Annotated in this window: 16 protein-coding genes; 5 read left to right on the plus strand and 11 right to left on the minus strand. The window is 58.2% G+C overall.

Annotated elements, in window-relative coordinates; genetic code table 11:
• Window positions 1-158: 158 nt before the first annotated feature.
• The gene (locus tag AXW11_RS07965; protein ID WP_091642533.1) at window positions 159-1,793 is read left to right on the plus strand and encodes an EAL domain-containing protein; all 1,635 of its coding nucleotides are present in this window, start codon (window positions 159-161) and stop codon (window positions 1,791-1,793) included.
• A 5-nt stretch (window positions 1,794-1,798) separates the two neighbouring features.
• Here AXW11_RS07965 and ilvD read toward each other — a convergent pair whose 3' ends face one another.
• On the minus strand, window positions 1,799-3,475 hold the full coding sequence (ilvD, locus tag AXW11_RS07970) for a dihydroxy-acid dehydratase (RefSeq protein WP_041332496.1): 1,677 nt from the start codon (window positions 3,473-3,475) through the stop codon (window positions 1,799-1,801).
• A gap of 246 nt (window positions 3,476-3,721) precedes the next feature.
• Between ilvD and AXW11_RS07975 the strand changes: the two genes are divergently transcribed.
• Both AXW11_RS07975 and AXW11_RS07980 read left to right on the plus strand, forming a co-directional pair.
• Window positions 3,722-4,348: an HPP family protein gene (locus AXW11_RS07975; protein WP_007154975.1), complete on the plus strand. Its 627-nt coding sequence runs from the start codon at window positions 3,722-3,724 to the stop codon at window positions 4,346-4,348.
• Window positions 4,345-4,740 (plus strand): glutaredoxin family protein, encoded by a 396-nt coding sequence (locus tag AXW11_RS07980; protein WP_036210756.1) that lies wholly within the window; start codon window positions 4,345-4,347, stop codon window positions 4,738-4,740. The genes AXW11_RS07975 and AXW11_RS07980 overlap by 4 nt, the downstream gene beginning before the upstream one ends.
• Before the next feature lie 29 nt (window positions 4,741-4,769).
• Here AXW11_RS07980 and AXW11_RS07985 read toward each other — a convergent pair whose 3' ends face one another.
• The 4 genes from AXW11_RS07985 to ald form a co-directional block, all read right to left on the minus strand.
• Complete coding sequence (locus AXW11_RS07985; protein ID WP_091642536.1) at window positions 4,770-6,509, minus strand: alkaline phosphatase D family protein; 1,740 nt, start codon at window positions 6,507-6,509, stop codon at window positions 4,770-4,772.
• Between the two features lie 113 nt (window positions 6,510-6,622).
• On the minus strand, window positions 6,623-7,234 hold the full coding sequence (locus tag AXW11_RS07990; RefSeq protein ID WP_036210751.1) for a Yip1 family protein: 612 nt from the start codon (window positions 7,232-7,234) through the stop codon (window positions 6,623-6,625).
• 153 nt (window positions 7,235-7,387) lie between these two features.
• Window positions 7,388-7,960: a glutathione S-transferase family protein gene (locus tag AXW11_RS07995; RefSeq protein ID WP_036210748.1), complete on the minus strand. Its 573-nt coding sequence runs from the start codon at window positions 7,958-7,960 to the stop codon at window positions 7,388-7,390.
• Between the two features lie 29 nt (window positions 7,961-7,989).
• Entirely contained in the window at window positions 7,990-9,102 is a 1,113-nt protein-coding gene (ald, locus tag AXW11_RS08000) for an alanine dehydrogenase (RefSeq protein WP_091642539.1), read from the minus strand.
• Between the two features lie 159 nt (window positions 9,103-9,261).
• Between ald and AXW11_RS08005 the strand changes: the two genes are divergently transcribed.
• On the plus strand, window positions 9,262-10,077 hold the full coding sequence (locus tag AXW11_RS08005; RefSeq protein WP_036210742.1) for a dienelactone hydrolase family protein: 816 nt from the start codon (window positions 9,262-9,264) through the stop codon (window positions 10,075-10,077).
• Window positions 10,078-10,087: 10 nt separating this feature from the next.
• On the opposite strand, the gene AXW11_RS08010 is transcribed toward AXW11_RS08005, so the two are convergent.
• From AXW11_RS08010 to cysZ, 6 genes are all read right to left on the minus strand, one after another.
• A complete protein-coding gene (locus AXW11_RS08010) occupies window positions 10,088-10,783 on the minus strand; it encodes a lysophospholipid acyltransferase family protein (RefSeq protein WP_091642542.1) in 696 nt (231 codons plus the stop codon).
• Window positions 10,784-10,922: 139 nt separating this feature from the next.
• Window positions 10,923-11,129: a cold-shock protein gene (locus AXW11_RS08015; RefSeq protein ID WP_007154967.1), complete on the minus strand. Its 207-nt coding sequence runs from the start codon at window positions 11,127-11,129 to the stop codon at window positions 10,923-10,925.
• A 239-nt stretch (window positions 11,130-11,368) separates the two neighbouring features.
• A complete protein-coding gene (gene crcB / locus AXW11_RS08020) occupies window positions 11,369-11,749 on the minus strand; it encodes a fluoride efflux transporter CrcB (RefSeq protein ID WP_036210736.1) in 381 nt (126 codons plus the stop codon).
• 77 nt (window positions 11,750-11,826) lie between these two features.
• Window positions 11,827-14,280, minus strand: coding sequence for an acyl-CoA dehydrogenase (locus AXW11_RS08025; RefSeq protein WP_213479792.1), 2,454 nt, complete (start codon window positions 14,278-14,280; stop codon window positions 11,827-11,829).
• Window positions 14,281-14,383: 103 nt separating this feature from the next.
• Window positions 14,384-17,248 carry an RNA polymerase-associated protein RapA gene (rapA, locus tag AXW11_RS08030; RefSeq protein WP_091642547.1) on the minus strand — a complete coding sequence of 955 codons (2,865 nt, stop codon included), beginning with the start codon at window positions 17,246-17,248 and terminating at the stop codon, window positions 14,384-14,386.
• A gap of 35 nt (window positions 17,249-17,283) precedes the next feature.
• Entirely contained in the window at window positions 17,284-18,039 is a 756-nt protein-coding gene (gene cysZ / locus AXW11_RS08035) for a sulfate transporter CysZ (RefSeq protein ID WP_036211891.1), read from the minus strand.
• Window positions 18,040-18,123: 84 nt separating this feature from the next.
• Here cysZ and AXW11_RS08040 point away from each other — a divergent pair, with 84 nt between their 5' ends.
• Complete coding sequence (locus tag AXW11_RS08040) at window positions 18,124-18,537, plus strand: VanZ family protein (RefSeq protein ID WP_036210728.1); 414 nt, start codon at window positions 18,124-18,126, stop codon at window positions 18,535-18,537.
• Window positions 18,538-19,087 lie beyond the last annotated feature (550 nt).

Here is a 19,087-nt window from a genome sequence, read left to right on the forward strand (position 1 = left end):
GGGCTCGGACACAGAATTCATTCAGGCGTTTAAAACATCAAATGCAAAACCGTATAAAATCGCGTAAAATTACATTGAAATCATATTGTTACACAATATTTCACAAGGTAACCATAGTGTAACAAGCCCTCCGGGAAACGAGCAGGACAACCAAGCGAATGGATTCAACCGGACCCGAAACGACGCAGAAGATCGCCAGTACGCCCCTGCCCTTTGATGCGAGCAATGGCTTCTACCGCTGGCTACCCCTGATCGTGTTGATCTTTGCCATTGCCTACGGATGGCTGCTTGCGGCGCTGACTCCCCAGGCACTGGGCAGCGTCCACTGGTTATCGAGCCTGGAAACGGGTTTGCCTCAGGACCTGATGGCGTTGGTACGGCAAGTATTTATCGGCGGGATTCTGGCGTTTGCACTGCTGTTCAACCTGGCAGTTGTGTTTATGCTACAACGGCCCGGCCTCGCGTGGCTCAGTGTGTTCATGGCCGGTGTCCTGCACTGCCAATTGGTGCTGGAACAGTTTGGCCTTTGGTTTATCTGGCCCGACCAGCCGCAGTACAACGCATTGCTGCACATCAGTCTGCCGCTGTGCCTGATCGCACTGTGTGAATTCACGCCGCACTTCCTGCCGCTGGGCCGTCGTTCCCGGCGAATCATTCACGTCATCAGTCTGCTGGCTTTCCTGCATCTACTGGCGACGCCGGTGAACATTTCGGGTGTTGGCGAAGCGTCTTTCCTCGGCCTGGCCCTCGCTGGTGGCGCGTTTATCCTGCTGGTGGTTCTGAGCCAGATTCGTCAGCACGTCCTTGCACGCTATTATGGGCTTGCCTTCCTCGCCATACTGGTCGGGGCCGTGATCTCTTTTTTACATACAACGGGTTGGGCGCCGAGCACCAGCTTTGCGGAGTCCGCGTTCTTCCTTGGCGCTGCCGCAGGCTCGGTCATCCTGACAACCGGAGCCGCCAGCCTGCTCTCTTCCGCGGGGGCCGCCTCAGCGAACGACAGCCGGGGACTCCCTGGGTACGACCCGGCCCTAACCGAGCGGCAAGACCAGCAACAACGGTTAATGCTGGAGGTGGAAAACGGACTCGCCCGCAACAGTATGTGGCTGGAATACCAGCCCAAAGTGCGCATTCGAGACGCCAAAGTTCGTTCGGTGGAAGCCCTGATACGCTGGCATCACCCGGAGTTCGGGTATGTACCACCAGACCAGTGGATTCCCCAGGCCGAACAGGTGGGGGTGATCTATCCTGTGACGCTTTGGGTCATTGAACGGGCCTGCAGCGAATACCCCCACCTGACAGCCCGCTACGGCGACGAGCTGGCCATCGCCGTCAACATTTCCGCCACGGACCTGACTCATGCTGGCTTCGAGGAGAAGGTAACCAACATCATCACCCGTCACAACATTCAGGCGAAAGACCTGATACTGGAGATTACGGAAACCGCGATGATGACCGATCCAGAGGCTTCCCGCCGTATGATTCACACCCTGAACCGAAAAGGGTTCCGAATTGCCATGGACGATTTCGGGACCGGCCATTCATCACTGGGCACACTGGCGAGCTTTGAACTGGATGAGCTCAAGATAGATCGCAGTTTCCTGAAAGACATTCTCGACCACCCTACGCGCCAGCGAATCTTCCGTGCGACCCTGGAGCTGGGTGAAGCACTGGACCTGGATGTGGTGGTTGAAGGTGTTGAAGATGAGGCCGTGGTGCGCTGGTTACAGCAATTCCCGGACCTCTACGGGCAGGGCTTTTTTTGGGGCAAGCCTGAACCGGCCTGCCCCTGACGCACTCAGGGCTTGTCCGTCACTGCGCCTTCCGAGGCGGAGCTTACGGTACGCGCGTACTTGGCCAGCACCCCGCGGGTAAACCTGGGAGCCGGTGCCGTCCATGCCTGTCGGCGGCGTTCCATTTCCTGCTCCGAAACATCCAGCTCAATACGGTTAGCCACCGCATCAATGGTGATGGTGTCACCATTTTCCACCAGCGCAATCGGGCCCCCTTCGGCGGCTTCCGGTGTAATATGACCAACCACGAAACCGTGGCTGCCACCGGAAAAACGCCCATCGGTAATCAACGCCACATCGCTGCCCAGGCCCTTGCCCATGATGGCCGAGGTAGGCGTCAGCATTTCCCGCATGCCCGGGCCGCCTTTGGGCCCCTCAAACCGGATCACCAACACATCCCCGGCCACAACAGTGCCGTCCATGATCCGCTCCTGGGCCTCTTCCTCAGACTGGAACACCCGTGCACGACCAGTGAAATGAGTGCCCTCCTTGCCGGTGATCTTGGCCACCGCACCAGTGGGCGCCAGGTTGCCGTAAAGGATACGCAGATGACTATCCGCCTTGATGGGGTCATCAAAGGCATGAATGATGTCCTGGCTTGCCGGGTATGGAGCCACGTCTTTCAGGTTGTCCGCCAGTGTCTGGCCGGTGACCGTCATGCAGTCGCCATGGAGCATGCCACGGTCGAGCAACATCTTCATCAATGGCTGGATACCGCCAATGGCCACCAGTTCTGACATCATGTAGTGACCGCTGGGGCGCAGGTCCGCCAGCACAGGAACCCGCTTGCCGATTTCCACGAAGTCATCCAGCGACAAGTCAACGCCAACGGTACTGGCCATGGCAATAAGGTGCAGCACCGCGTTGGTGGAGCCACCCAGGGCAATCACCACGGTGATGGCATTCTCGAACGCCTCACGGGTCATGATGTCCGATGGCTTCAGGTCTTTCTCCAGCAGGTTGAGCACCGCCGCGCCCGCCGCCCTGCAGTCTGCCGCCTTGGTCTCGGAAATAGCGTTCTGGGCAGAACTGCCCGGCAGGCTCATGCCCATGGCTTCGATCGCCGAGGCCATGGTGTTGGCGGTGTACATCCCGCCGCAGGAGCCTGGGCCCGGAATCGCGGTTTCCTCGATCTGTTTGACCTCAATCAGGTCCAGATCACCTCGGGCATGGGCACCCACCGCCTCGAACACAGAGATGATGTCGGTGTGATTCTCGCCGGGCATGATGGTGCCGCCATAGACAAATACCGACGGCCGGTTCAGCCGCGCCAGACCCATCATGCAGCCGGGCATGTTCTTGTCGCAGCCGCCGATGGCAACCAGGCCATCAAAACCTTCACAACCAGCCACGGTTTCAATGGAGTCGGCAATGACTTCCCGCGACACCAGAGAGTACTTCATACCCTCGGTGCCGTTGGCGATGCCGTCCGATACCGTGATGGTGTTGAACGTCAGGCTCTTGCCCCCGGCCTCGTCGGCACCAGCAGCGGATTCCTCCGCCAGTTGGTTGATGTGCATATTGCAGGGCGTCAGGTTGCTCCAGGTCGAGGCAATACCGATCTGGGGTTTGCGAAAATCTTCATCGGTAAACCCCACGGCCCGCAACATGGCGCGGCTTGCCGACTTGCCCAGGCCGTCGACCACGGGCGCGGAATAACGGCGGCGTTTGTCTTCTGTCATTACTGTGCTCTCCTGAATGTCCGGTTAGCCCGGCCTTGTTTCTGTCATTAACAAAAGACTGTCAGAAACGCCCGGCGACAGCAATACAACGCCCCAGGCAATACCTTACGCCCTTCTGCTCAGAAGCATCAGTGAACCTTTGCCAGTCGCTCACGGTTATCGGAAATAGCGATTTGCCTTGTGCAGGGTCAGGGCTTACTATCACGCACCTTTTTAGTGCAAATAATTCAGGTTAACGAGAGAGCAATGGGACGCAGAAACGAACGACTGCGCTGGCAGTTAGCCAGTGGTCTGCTAAAGGTTTTTCATCTTGAACAGCTGACGAACCGATACAGCCGCCGAACTGTAATGGCGGGGTTTAGCCTGATCAACGGCACACTGAGTATCGCGCTTGTTTCCTTTATCGCACTGGTTACTCAGGAAGCCTTCATATTCCCATCGCTGGGCGCCACGGCGTTTATACTGTTCCACGTTCCGCTCGCGGAACCGGCCTCTCCGCGCAATACCTTTTGCGGCCACCTCATCGGTGCGTTGATGGGGCTGTTCAGTCTTCATATTTTTGGTCTACAGGACCAGGCCTCCGCATTTTTACACGGAGTCGATCTGCCAAGGGTCGGCGCTTCGGCTTTATCCCTCGGCCTGACCGGCTGCCTGATGGTACTATTCCGTGTCGTGCATCCGCCGGCCGGAGCCACTGCGCTTATCGTATCACTCGGCCTGATGCCTGATCCGGCACAACTGCCCGTCCTGATGGCTGGCGTTTGCCTGCTTCTGGCACACGCTTATTGCATGAACAGGCTGTCGGGCATTCCCTATCCGGTTTGGTCTGCAACGAAATCCACCCCATCGACTGGAGCAGTATCGAGTCCATGAGAATCATCATCCGCTATTTTTTCCGTACCCTTCGGCTGATCCTGACCCCCTTCATGCTGATCAGCGAGAAGTTGAGCACACCCAAGGGCATCACGCGCACGCCTGACGCACAGGCAAAGGTGGACAGTGCCTGCGAAGACCTCGCGCTTTACCAGTTTACGGCCTGCCCGTTCTGCATCAAGGTCCGCAAGGAAATTGCGCGCCTGGGCCTCAACATCGAAACCCGTGACGCACAGCATGACGGCGAACGCCGCTCAGAGCTGGAAGCCGGCGGCGGTCACGTCAAGGTGCCCTGCCTGCGAATTCGGCAGGATGACGGCAAGGATCAGTGGCTGTACGAATCCGACGACATCAAACTGTGGTTGCAACGGCAATTCGAACCCGCCGCCTGAATCATTCGGCAGCGGGTTCACAGATGCCGTCAACCGGGCGTTACCAGTGAACGGTTGCCCGGCCCCGGCAAGGTCTGCCGTGCAGCATTGCGACCACTGACAATCTCGTAGTTACGGTCTTTGACGGTGCTGACGAAGCGCCAGTCCGCCCTCGCCTCGTCGGGTGTAAATGTCACCAGCATATAGCCCCGCTGGTTCACGTTCAGGTAGTCGAGATCGTCCACCAGAAGCTCAATAGCCGCCTCGGCATCGGGTATGGTCGCTTCAGGCAACTGGAGATAGTCTTCAAGACCGGGGGAAGAAACCCCCGGCGTGGCGAACTCCACACCCACCTGGTCACCATTGCCGGTTTTCAGGTTGCTGGCCCAGGCGTTGTGGGTATCCCCGGCCAGTACCACGAGGTTCTTTTGTAGTTGCCTCGCCGTTTCCAGGATCACCTCTCGTTCCACGTAGTAGCCGTCCCAGGCGTCCAGGTTGTAGGGCAGCACGGTTTCAATCCGGGCAATTTCCTCGTCGGTCAACGAGGGATCTCCAGCCAGGTAGCGACCCTTGAGGCCAGCCAGCTCCGCGAACAGGGGCAGCAACACAGATGGGTCAGGGTTGATGATGCCGGCCAGCAGCTCCGCGGGCAGCGTCATCCGTCCCATCAACACCTGCTGCCCCAGCACCTGCCAGGTGGCGGTTGAAGTTGCCAGCGCATTCTCAAGCCAAAGCCGCTGCTCCGCACCCAGCATGGTACGGTTCGGGTCGCCTACATCTGCAGCAAACCGGGCCGCGTCAATGCCATCCTGGGTCAGGTAATCAGTGTAAGCCAGTTGCTCGTCGCGGCCGATGATCCGTGTATCCAGCATGTGCAGGTCCACCAGGTCGCCAAAGCGGAAGCTGCGGGAGATGGTTTCCTGGTCTCCGTCCGTGACCGGCCGGATCGGCATCCATTCAAAGTAGGCCCGCAGGGCATCGAGTTTACGGTCACTGAAATCACCCTCATCGGCGTTGTGGTTCTCAGCCCCGTTCCTCCAGGTGTCGTTGGCTACTTCGTGGTCATCCCAGACCGTGATGAACGGCACCTTGCGGTGCAACTCCCTCAAATGATCATCGCCCCGGTAAATCGCGTAGCGATGGCGGTAATCCTCCAGAGTGATGAGCTCACGGTTATTCGACGCAGGGAACATACGGCCCATGGCTTCTGCCTGCGCCGCGCCATAGCTATCCGGGTCGCTGTCGTACTCATAGAGATAATCCCCCAGATGCAACACGGCATCCAGGTTATCCAGGCCCGCGATTTCCCGATACACGTTGAAGTAGCCGGCGGGGTAATTGGAGCAGGACACCACCGCGAACCTCACCTGGCTCACCGAGCCTTCAGGAAGGGTCTGCGTCATACCGGTCGGGGAGGTGCTTCTGGCGGTGCGGAAACGATAGTAATAGCGCTGACCTGGCATCAGGCCCCGAACATCCACCTTGAAGGTGTAGTCGTGCTGAGCCGAGGCGCGCGAGCGACCGGAATGAGTCATGCTCCGGAAGTCAGCGTCGGTAGAAACTTCCCAGACGATGTCCACGTCCCGCCCGGAATCGTCGTCCGGTACGGCACGAGTCCAGAGGATCACGCCATCCTGCAGGGGGTCGCCACTGGCAACACCCTGGGAGAAGCGGATATCACGTTTGTCGCTGCTGTCGAGTATGCATCCGGCCAGCCCTGTGGATATGGCAACAGCGCCCATGCCCATAGCGGATGCTTTCAGGAAGTCCCTGCGGCTCAATCGTTTCATACCTTTCCCTGCCCTAGTTTAGTGGTCAGGTAAAAGGTAGCGCCAAAGTGTAACGACAGGATGACGGATGGCGACATCCTGAATAGCAAATCACGACAGGCCGGGCAAAGCCGCTACCCTTCGACGAAGACCGGCCCCAGGCCATAGTTCCAGAGGATGACGGAACCCACGCGGGTTGACACCAGAATGACCAGCGCCACGGTCAACAGGGCACCGGCGTACATCACCGCCTGGTCCTTGGGAATGCCCATGACAATCGGCAGGCCATCGTACATCAGCCAGGCGCCATAACAGGCCGCCGCCAGGAAGACCAGGGCATTGAACCAGGGCACCGGATAGAGCAACGCAAAACCGGCGAGGAACAGCGGCGTACAGGAATAAGCCGCCAACGCAATGCCATTGGAAGGAACGGTTTCTTCATGGGCGCCATATGTCCGAGCCATCCAGTTGATGGCGAACCCCAGGGCAAACACCCCCACCAGCATGGCCAGATAGGTCAGAACGCTTAGCTGTATCGCACTGACTTCCGTGAGCTTTATGACGCGCTCACCGCTCACCGTCCAACCAATGTGAGCCGTGGAAATGTAGGCACAGATCGGCGCTATCGCGCCAAGCAACAGCACATAGGCAACATAGAGCCGCCGGGGAGGTGCGTGTTCCTTGCGGATCTCGGCCCACTCGGCATCGGGATGGGTGAACAGACCAAATGCGTGATTCAGGAGCATGGCTTTACCCCCTTGAGGTAATTTTATTATTGGTTGAATGGATACGCCTCACGGGCCTGGAAAGATCAGGCCACGCTACCCTCAACTATAGCCTAGAAACGCAAGTGTTAAAGCCACCTTGTCTTTTATTGCCAATCACTTCCCGACAAAACCTTACGCTTTTCTCGGGTCAGTAGCGGCGACAAGCGGCTGATCACGATGCTGATCCCTGAACCCGAGCAGACTCTCAATGCCGGCAAAATCCACCAGGTCCCGGAACTCGATCCAGTCCACCAGACAATAGAGGCAGATGGCGGGGTAGTTCCATTGGGCGAATTGGCCATCGTCCACCATGGCCGCCAGGGTTCTGAACGTCATCATGATGCGTTCACGCTGGAGGTTGAAAAACATCAGGTCTTCGTTGGTATCGATGCCCGAACGGGCCGACAGCAGCAGGATCACCGCAGAATCGTTGGCAGCGTCAATCAGCGTCAGCTGGTTTTCCTGGTCCCAGGTCAACGGCACCATGCCCTGCTTTTCGCTGAGGTAGCGGGCAATTACCCGGGAATCATACACCTCCTGATTGTCGTCGATCAGCATGGGAATCTTCAGCGCCGGGTTGTTGCGCCGGAGCTCATCCCTGCCCTGACCATAGATGTCGAGGTTCACGAATTCATAGTCACTATCATCCAGTAGCAGCCTGATACGACGAACATAGGGGGAAGTGGTGGAACCGATCAGTTTCATGAAATCTCCTTGTTTGAATGACGTTGCTATCAGAGCAGGTTGTCAGGATCTGCAAATTCATAGCCGGTGGATTCCGCCACCTCGCGGAAAGTGACCTTGCCCAGGAACACGTTGAGGCCGTTGCGCAGATGGGGGTCGTCCTTCATCGCCCTTTCCGGTCCCTTGTTGGCCAGGGCGACGATAAACGGCAGTGTTACATTATTCAGCGCCAGAGTGGAGGTTCTTGCCACCGCGCCCGGCATATTGGCGACACAGTAGTGCACCACCCCATCCACAACGTAGGTAGGCGCATCGTGCGTGGTGGGTTTCGAAGTTTCAGTACAACCGCCCTGATCAATGGCCACATCCACGATAACACTGCCTTCGGGCATACGGCTGACCATATCACGGGTCACCAGCTTGGGTGCGGACGCTCCGGGAATCAGAACGCCGCCAATGACCAGATCCGACTCGATCACCGCTTCCTCCAGGGTCGCGGCGGTTGAGAACAACGTGCTGATGCGGTTGCCATAGAGATGGTCAAGATTTCTCAGTACGTCCATATTGCGGTCGAGGACCGTTACATGGGCCCCCAGGCCAATGGCCATAGCGACAGCGTTCTGACCCACCACACCACCGCCAATCACAGTTACCCGCGCAGGGCTCACACCCGGCACACCGCCCAGCAGCACACCTCGACCGCCGAGGGATTTTTCCAGACAGTGGGCACCAGCCTGAATCGACATCCGCCCCGCCACTTCCGACATAGGGGCCAGTAGCGGCAACCGCCCGTGGCTGTCGGTGACTGTTTCATAGGCAATACAGGTTGCCCCTGACGCTACCAGGTCATCGGTCTGGGCCTGATCCGGCGCAAGGTGCAGGTAGGTAAAGAGGGTCTGGCCGGACTTCAACAAGGCTCGCTCTTCCGCCTGGGGTTCCTTGACCTTGACGATCATGTCGGCTGCCTCGAATACCGCCGTTCCGTTTTCCAGAATCTCGGCCCCGGCCTTCACATAATCATCGTCCGTGAAGCCGATGGCAGCACCAGCATTCGTCTCAACGCAAACACTGTGGCCGTGGCCACACAGCTCATGGACCGCCGCCGGTGTCATTCCCACCCGGTACTCGTGATTCTTGATCTCCTTCGGTACGCCTATCTTCATGCCTGACCCCTTGAATCCGTCGGGTAAACGATGTCTCATCGGGTAAAGTGTAGTAAAAAGGTCTGACACCGGCAGTAGCAATTGAATGCATCGGTTTAATGGGCCTCGGCGTAAAACCCGAAGCAATCCACGCAATCGACCCAAACGGAGCAGGAACCAATGAACAGATACAGGCATGCCCTGGCGGCAGCGCCGCTCTCACTCGCAGTAGCCCTTACCCTGGCAAGTGGACAGGTGACAGCCGACATGCAGACAGAAACCGTGGAGTACACCGTAAACGGCAAAACGTTTACCGGCTACATGGCCTACGACGACGAAGCCGAAGGCAAGCGCCCAGGCGTTCTGGTGGTTCACGAATGGTGGGGGCACAATGAGTTTGCCCGTGAGCAGGCGGAAAAGTTGGCAGCGGCCGGCTACACGGCGTTTGCGCTGGATATGTATGGCTCCGGCAAACTCGCCGAACATCCCGAAGATGCGCAGGCCTTTATGAAGGAGGCGACCAAGGATATTGATCAGGTTAAGGCTCGCTTCATGGCCGCCAAGGAGTTGCTCGCGAAGCACAACAGTGTCGACGGCAGCAGGATTGCCGCCCAGGGTTATTGCTTTGGCGGTGCCGTGGTACTGAACATGGCACGCCTGGGTGTGGATCTGGATGCCGTAGTCAGCTATCACGGCGCGCTGGGCAGCCCCATCAAAGCCGAAGCCGGCAAGGTTCAGCCCAGGATTCACGTCTACACCGGTGGTGCGGACAAGATGGTGCCCTCGGATCAGGTGTCCGGTCTGGTGAAAGAAATGCAGGATGCCGGGGCCGATCTAACGCTGGTCAGTTTTCCCGGTGTCATGCACTCGTTCACCAATCCGGGAGCGGATAAGGTCGCCGAGGAATTCAATATGCCCATCGCCTACGACGAGCAGGCTGCAAAACGTTCCTGGGAGGGCACCCTGCGGCTCTACGAAGACGTTTTCGGCGACTGATCGTTGCCCTTCAGAGGGCACCTTCTATGGTGCCCTTCACTTCTTCCTGAACTTCCCTCACCTCACGTCCGGCGGTGGCTACCGGCGGATGAACAATAATCTCGATCAAACCTGGCGAGAATGCCGCGGTTCCCTTGGGGAGTCGGTCATGGGAGCCCCGGATCGTCACCGGTAGAACGGGTAGTTCGCCGTCGCGGGCAATGACGAACCCGCCTTTCTTGAAGGGCAGCAGTTTGCCATCCCAGGATCGGGTGCCTTCGGGAAACATCAGGATGCTGGTGCCTTCGGGCAACTGGGCGACGCCGCGCTTGATACTTTCCAGCGCATCACTGCCTTTTGATCGGTCAATGAAAAGGTTACGCGAGGTCTCCAGCGCCAGGCCAAACAGTGGCACCTTACGCAGCTCTTTCTTGATCACCCAGCGGTATTGCAGCCCCAATGCCAGCACCAGGGCCGGGGGATCAAAATAGGACGCATGATTGCTGAGGATAACGTAGCGCTGGGCCGGGTCGATGTGCTCGCGTCCGCTGACTTCAAGGCGGATTCCGGTGAGTCTAAGCATGCACCAGGCGTATACCTGGGTGCCGTGAAAGGCGGCGTTGCCATTGCGGCCGGCAAGTGCGGCGATAACAATAGGCAGGAACAGGATCAGCGTGAGCAGTGCAGCCCAAAACAGGATCCAGACAGCTTTGAGGGTGTTCAGCATAGCAGGCCCTGAGCAAACTAAGGTTGGGCGATCGCCCGACGGCAGGGTATAAAAGATGTCACATTCGGGTGGGAATCACAAAATCCACCCACAAAAAAAGGCAGCCGAGGCTGCCTTTCTGGCGGTGCCCTACTATCCGTTAGATAGCAGTAACGTTTTCCGCCTGAGGACCTTTCTGGCCCTGGGTAACGGTGAACTCAACCTGCTGGCCTTCTGCCAGGGTCTTGAAGCCGCTGCCCTGAATTGCGCTGTAGTGAACGAATACGTCCGGGCCGCCTTCACGAGTGATAAAGCCAAAGCCTTTTGCTTCGTTGAAGAACTTAACAGTGCCGGTAGTAGTAGACATACTTAAACTTCCTGAAATCAATCATTTTATCTTGCCGCCAGGCCATCGTCGTGATGCCTGATCAGCGTTTACGGAAATACAGAATTCGCGGAATCAAAAACAGGACGGTCACTACTAACTGCGGAGGTACGTCTTATTCATGAAAGCTTTACTGAATCTTTCCTACGTAAATAACTCTACTCTTTGTTTTTGGGATTGCCAAGCGTATTTTTCATTTATTCCGTACGTAGTGTTACCCATCATCCCCGGACCAGCCCGAAGGTGTAAATTCCCAGTGCTGTCATGAGGATAGAGCCAACAACATGGGCCAGAATTCCAGCCAGGGCCATGCTCCATTTACCTTCCTGAATAGCGGAAAGCATTTCCAGGGAGAAGGTGGAGAAGGTGGTCAGGGCGCCGCAAAGGCCGGTAATGGCAAACAGGCGCCACTCCGGTGCCAACGAAGTGCCATGAACGAAATAGCCAATAAGCAGGCCAACAAGCCAGCCGCCGGAGAGGTTTGCGGCGAGGGTGCCGTAGGGAATGGCGTGGTAGCTGCTGTTGAGCCAAAGGCCCAGTGCCCATCTCAGGTTAGCGCCTATGACGGCTCCGGCGCTTACGGCCAGGATTGATAGCCACATTCCCAAATTACCTCATGATTTGGTGTCTGCCGGATGTTGCCATCCGGCATCCTCAATCCAAACCCCTATACCCTCTGTCAGGCCGGGTTGTGGTCGATCAGCGTGTCCTTGTTACGGGCAAACTCGTCGAACGGGAAGTCGTCGACGGTCAGCATTTCCAGGACCACGGCTTCGTACTCGCGCATGAACTCGGCCTCTTCCTTGGTGAAGATGTCCGCTTCCAGTGCGGCTTCGAAGCGTTCTTCCGGATGCAGCGCGTCCATCGGCAACTGGCCCTTGGCATACGCCTTGGTGACTTTGCGATACAGCTGTTCGGCCTTGTCGTAATCCTTCAGCAAATAGTTGTACTGAGCAATGGGATTCTCAACCGCACCCTTGCCTTCGCCAGCCGTCGTCCAGGCGCCGGCCAACAGCTTCTCCCGCACGGGGCTGTCGGTGGAGATGGCTTTTGCCAGTTTGCGGGCCAGATCATCATGGGGCTGGTCCCAACGACGGCCGAGGGGCATGGTGATGGCACGCAAGGCCATAGCGACCGGGCGGTTAGGAAGGTTCTGGAGGAATTCTTCCATGGCGGTTTCCGCTCGGTTCAGCAACAGCGCCATGCTGTACTCCATCAGGTCGCGCTCACCGTCAACCGGCTGGGTTTCATGCCAGTTCTTGAGCACCATGGAGGCCAGGTAAAGATTGGCCAGCACATCACCAAGGCGGGCGGAAATCAGCTCACGCATTTTCAGTTCCGACCCCAGCGTGGTCATCGCGGCGTCGGCACACAGGCCGAAGGCGGCGCTAAAGCGGGCCACACCCTGGGCGTATTTGCGTGCATTGTGGTCAAACGGCACGTCGGGTTTGCCGATACCCAGAGCCTGGGTGAACGCACGAGCAGCGTTGCCGAAGATCAGGCCAGCGTGGCCGAAAAAGGCATCGTCGAACGCGTCGATGTCATCGTTGTCTTTGGCCGCCAGTTCCTTCAGTACATAGGGATGACAGCGTATTGCACCCTGACCGAAGATCATCAGGCTGCGGGTCATGATGTTGGCGCCTTCCACAGTGATGGAAACCGCCGCACCACTGAAGCCGATACCCAGGTAGTTGCGGGGGCCAAGGGTGACCGTCTTACCACCATGCACATCCATAGCGTCGGTCAGGACACCGCGCTGGAATTCGGTCAGGTGGTACTTGAGAATCGCCGACGGTACCGCCGGTTTTTCGCCTTTGTCGATCATGTTCGCGGTGTGGTTCACTGCCGACTGGGCGATGTAGGTCTTGGCAGCAATGCGGGCCAGAGGCTCCTGCACGCCTTCCATGTCTGCCACCGGGGTATTGAACTGGCGACGGATGCGAGTGAAGCCGCCAGCGGTGCCCACGGAGTAGGCAGCCGCTCCGGCCGCGCCGGATGGCAAGGTGATGCAGCGTCCGACGGACAGACACTCAACCAGCATGCGCCAGCCCTGCCCGGCCATTTCCTGGCCACCGATGATGTAATCCAGCGGAATGAACACGTCGGTGCCCTTGATGGGGCCGTTCATGAATGGCGTGCCGATGGGACAATGCCGGCGGCCGATTTCCATGCCCTTGGTGTTGCGGGGAATCAGCGCACAGGTAATGCCATAGTCCTTGGTGTCACCGAGCAGCCCGTCGGGGTCGAACATGCGGAAGGCGAGACCAACCACAGTCGCAACCGGCGCCAGGGTAATCCAGCGCTTCTCGAAGTTGAGACGCAGGCCCAGCACTTCCTTGCCCTCGAACTCGCCCTTGCAGACCACACCGGTGTCCGGCAGCGAGGTGGCGTCGGAACCGGCGCGGGGGCCAGTCAGGCCGAAGCAGGGAATTTCGCGACCATCCGCCAACCGGGGCAGATAGTGGTTCTTCTGTTCGTCGGTGCCGTACTTAACCAGTAGCTCACCAGGGCCGAGGGAGTTGGGCACGCCCACGGTGACCATCAGCATTTCGTTGGCCGCCAGCTTCTGCAACACCGCTGTCTGGGCCTTGGCGGAGAAGTGCAGGCCGCCGTATTCCTCGGGAATGATCATGCCGAAGAATTTCTCTTTCTTGAGGAACTCCCACAAATCCGCCGGCAGATCAGCACGTTCAACGGCCAGGTCCCAGGCGTTACACATGGAAATGGCCTGGGTGCACTGGTTGTCCACAAAGGCCTGCTCTTTCTCAGACAGGCCCGTGTTGCGGTTGATCAGCAGGCTGTGCCAGTCGGGACGCCCGGTAAACAGCTCGCCATCCCAACTGACGGTCCCCGCTTCCAGGGCCACCTTTTCGGTATCGGACACCTTGGGAGCCACTTTCTTGAACATGGCGAATACCCGCGGGGTCAGCCAGCTCCGGCGAAATCCCGGCAGACCTGCAGCGGCGGTAACGGCGGCGCCGATAAACAGTATGAGCGCGAGCAATCCTGACGCCAGGAAAAGCGAAAGCACGCCTGTTACCACCATCACCCCGATAGCGGGTTTGGCACCGGATTCCTTGCGCATCACAACAAGAAGGCCGGTAACAGCAGCAAGAAACAGTATGAAAGTCATCATGGATACTCTCTGTCGTCCGTGGTTTTGAATGTCAAAAACTACATTCTGTTACGTTCAACCTACCTGATCAGATGAATCCTGACCAGCAACTGGTTCACCATCAGGCAGTTACAATCACGCGAATGCCTTCCAGGGACAGGCTGGCCTGCCCCAGTAACGTCTCCGCGGCGTGCAACTGTTTACGGAAGAAATCGATTTCGTCGTCACGAATGGTCGGATTGACCTTCTTCATCGCCTCAAGACGCTGGATTTCCGGGCCGAACACGTCTCTGACCTGGGCCAGGGCCGACGCTCTCAGGGGCTCCAGGTGCGGCTCGGAAAGGCGTTCGGCATGATCGACCATGGTTTCCACCTGCGGGCGAATCTGCGGCACGATGGCCTGAGCGGTGCGCCTGCGGATGTTCGAGCACATGTCGTTGAGCCGGTCATGAGGCAGGGTTGCCGACAAGTCACGTCCGTTCACATCCACCAGCAGCCTCAACGGCGAGACCGGCAGGTACCGGGACAACTGCAGCGATTCAGGCGCCGGGCAATGCACGGTATACAGGGCCTCCAGCAACAGAGTGCCGGGTGGCAGCGCCTTGACCGTCATACTGGCCAAAGCCGCCTTGCCCAGCCCGGAACTGGTGACCGATTCCATGATACCGGTCACCAGCGGATGCTCCCAACTCATGAAGGCCATGTCTTCGCGCTCAAGAGCCTGCTGACGACTCCAGGTAACGGTCAGGCCGTCTTCCGGCAGCTCGGTCACGTGTCCGGCCTGGTATTGCTCGCCCGGCCTCAGCACGTCGGCATGCTCGGAATGATCCTCGACCTCAACGCCGAGGATATCGCAGGCCTCGATCATATAGTCACGAACCTGGGCGGATTCTTCCTCGGATTCGATCTGGCTGATCAACGCCTCCGCCACGTCCGGACGGCAGGAGTTAAGCTCGATGAGCGCGTCGCGACCGTTGCGCAGCAAGGTACGCAGGCGCTTGGCCTCGGCCCGCGAAGCATCAACCAACGCCGGCAGGTCGTCCGTCGCACCATCAATGACGGCTCGCCACTGCACGGCCACATGATCGTGGACAGCGACACCCACAGAGCAACTTTCATTGAACGCGTTCACGCCGTCCTCAAACCAACGGTACTGGACCTCCTGGGCCGTTCCCTGCAGGTAGGGGATATGGATGTCGATGGTGTCGGTCTGGCCAATCCGATCGAGCCGGCCGATGCGCTGTTCCAGCAAGTCGGGGTTGGCGGGCAGATCGAACAGGATCAGGTGATGGGCGAACTGGAAATTGCGCCCCTCACTGCCGATTTCCGAGCAGATCAGTGCCTGGGCGCCCTGTTCAGTATCAGCGAAGTAAGCTGCGGCGCGATCCCGCTCGATCAGGCTCAGATGTTCATGGAAGGCAGCGCTGCGGATACCGGCACGCAGTTGCAGGTAGTGCTCCAGAGCCATGGCGGTCGAGGCGTGGGCACAGATCACCACCACCTTGGCCGGCTTCAGGCCGGTCAGGGTCTTCTCCAGCCAGGCGACACGGGGATCTTCCGCCAGCCATTGTTCTTCGTCCACGGCCGTTTCGGGCGTTAACCCGGCTACCCCCTGACAAACATCTCCCTGCTGGTAGAGTTCCGGGCAGGGTAACGCAACCGGTAGCGGATGGCGCTCCGGGAACCCCTTGATGGCGGCGCGGGTGTTCCGGAACAGCACACGACCGGTACCGTGACGGTCCAGCAATGCATCAACCACGGCCTGTGCCGGCTCCTGGGACGCCATCAAACCTTCCAGCTCATCACCCAGCCAGCCCTCGAGGGCTTTCCGATCCGTGTCGGAGACTGCGGTTATGCCTTGCTCTCGGATATGGGAAACCACGCCATTGATCACTTCGTACTGCTTTTCCTCTTCCCGGAAAGTCTCCAGATCGTGAAAGCGTGCCGGGTCCAGTAACCGCAAGCGAGCGAAGTGGCTGGCCACCCCCACCTGCTCCGGGGTTGCGGTCAACAGCAACAAGCCATTGCTGGCTTCTGAAAGCTGCTCAATCAACCGATATTCAGGGCTCGCCACCTCCGGGCTCCAGGCCAGGTGATGGGCCTCATCCACCACCATCAGGTCCCAACCGGCGGCAATAGCATCCGCCTGGGCCTGTTCGCTGGTCATCAGGAAATCCAGGCTGCACAGTGCAAGCTGTTCACTCTCAAACGGGTTTTCATCGGCATCGGTCAGGTCGTCATCCTCTTCCGACCACCCCTCCAGATCCTCCATGGCCTCATACCGGCTGCGATCAATGATCGAGAATCGCAGGTTGAACCGCCGCAGCATTTCCACCAACCACTGATGCATCAATGAATCCGGCACCACGATAAGCACCCGACGGGCACGACTGGTGTGCAGCTGGTAGTGAAGAATCAGGCCGGCCTCAATGGTTTTGCCCAACCCCACTTCGTCCGCCAGCAGAACCCGGGGGGCGTATCGTGTTGCCACTTCGTGGGCAATGTAAATCTGGTGTGGCAAGTGCTGCGTGCGCGCACCGATCAGGCCCTGAGCCGAGGATGCACGTAGCCGGTCAAGGTGTTGCGCGGTGGCCATCCGCAGGCGAAACGCACCGTTGCGATCAAACTGGCCGGCAAACAGCCGTTGGTGAGGGGCGGAAAAGTCCACGGAACTGCTGAGTTTTACCTCGGAAACATGGATCAGGTTCTCTCCGCCGTCATCGGCGTGGTACATCAGCACACCGCCGATATCCTCCACGGCCCTCACGATGTAACGTTCGCCATCGAAGGTTTCGATAGCCTCGCCAATCTGGTAGATGATCCTCGACAGCGGAGCATTGTCGATGGCGTAGGTGCGCTCCTCATCCGCCGCCGGGAAACCCAGCGTTACACGGCGGCCTGAGATGTCCGTGACAATACCAAGGCCGAGCGCGGTATCGCTGTGGCTGACCCAGCGCTGACCAATTACAAATTCCGATGTATCCAAGAAACCTCCGACAGATTTAAATCACCGTAACTGCTTTATACGTCTGTGTTCGAGGGACCGTTCTCACGCACCCAATAGGCGGTGGCACCACAAACCGCGGCAGGCACCACCACCAGGTTCAGCACCGGCACCATGGCCGCCAATGCCACCGGCAGGCCAAACCCGAGAGCCGACAGGCGAGTGTCACCCAGTAGCCGCCGCAAGGCAGGGAAACTGACCCGATGGTTGTCCGCCGGGTAGTCCACGTACTGCAGCGACATCATCCAGCAATTGAAGACGAACCACAGCACGGCCGCCACCAGATTGACCACCGGGATAACACCGATAATGAAAAGGCCAATGGCCCTGGGCAGGTAGTAGAGGATTTTCTGCACCTCCCGCCAGAGAGAGCGGGGAATATCCCGTATGATCTGGCTCCAGCCATCATCGGTGCTGACCTCCTGACCGGTCAGGTGCTTTTCAGTCAGCTCCGCGAGGTAACCGTAGAAGGGCGAGCCGATGAGGTTCGCCAGGATCACGAACCCGTAAGCCAACATCAACAGAATGACGGCGCCGTAGAGAATCCAGAACAACCAGTCGAGGCTTTGTAGCCACGCCCAATCCGGTAACCAGCTCATGGCTGTGGCAATCATCGCTGCAAAGAGTTCAGCCAGAAAGTAGAACAGTAGGCCGAATAACAGAATATTAATAACCAGGGGGATAACAACGAACAATCTCAGTCCAGGCTGCCGTATCAGCCGGAACCCTTCTCCAAGGTAACCCAGGCCGCGGAAAAAATTACCTTTCAACATACCTCGCAGCACCTCAGCTTCGATGACAGTGACGGGGCGCAAAGCATATCATGTTGCAAACTCCACCACAGCCCGACGGTGACCATGGCATTCCTGAGGCAACGCATTCTGATCCTGCTCGAGTATCAGCCTTTTTGGCGGGCAATACTGGCTCTTTCGGCCGCCGCCATCATTTACCTTGCAACCACCAGCCAACCCTACCCGATTCCTTCGGCAGCCAGCGACAAAGTCAATCACCTGCTGGCATTCTTGCAGTTGGCGGTGGTTACCCGGCTGGCCTGGCCGGGCTTGGGGAAACTGTGGATTGTCATCGGCCTGCTGGCGTTCGGGCTGGGCATTGAGCTTGTCCAGGCCCAGCTACCCTACCGCACCTTTGCCATTGCCGATATTCTCGCCGACGCTGCAGGCATTGCTATCGGGTTACTACCGTGTCCCGGATTTATAAGGCCACACACGCAAAACGACCGTCCTATCGTTCACGCCAACAGCCGTCAATAAAGCACCACCCACCGGACTTGAGACATCAACCCGGACTTGTGTGAGATATATCCTACAAGCTCGTAAGACCTTGCTGCGACATAGCGTAGGTTTCCCCGACAGGAATACCCGCCGATATCTCAATTAACTGATATTAAAGAACTTATAACAAAACCACTACCAGCACAGCTGCTCTGGCGTGCACAGTTCACATGTTTGTAAAACTGCGGTTGGTATAGTGTTTACATCAAGGATGACAGGGAAATGGACGACGCACTGGATGCACCCCGGCAATTGGATGCAGGGAGAAGCAGGGACACAGGGATGGCTCGCTTAAGGGAGACCTCTTCGGATCGCCGGCTCGGACGCCGGCACCAGGGACTGGCAAGGGAAACCGGCAACAAGGTAGTTGCCAACAGCGCAGGGACGCGACACCTGTTCCGAAAAAGGGTAACCGAAAGGTTGCCCTTTTTTTTGGTTCATCGCACTTTACCGGGAAACGCTGCTTTTATCTTAAGGAAGAAGTAGTCGTTGTCCCGGTAGCCATAGGCCATCCGTTTGATGACCTTAA

The organism is Marinobacter sp. Hex_13 (assembly GCF_001566815.1).
In the GTDB taxonomy this organism is placed as follows: domain Bacteria; phylum Pseudomonadota; class Gammaproteobacteria; order Pseudomonadales; family Oleiphilaceae; genus Marinobacter; species Marinobacter salarius.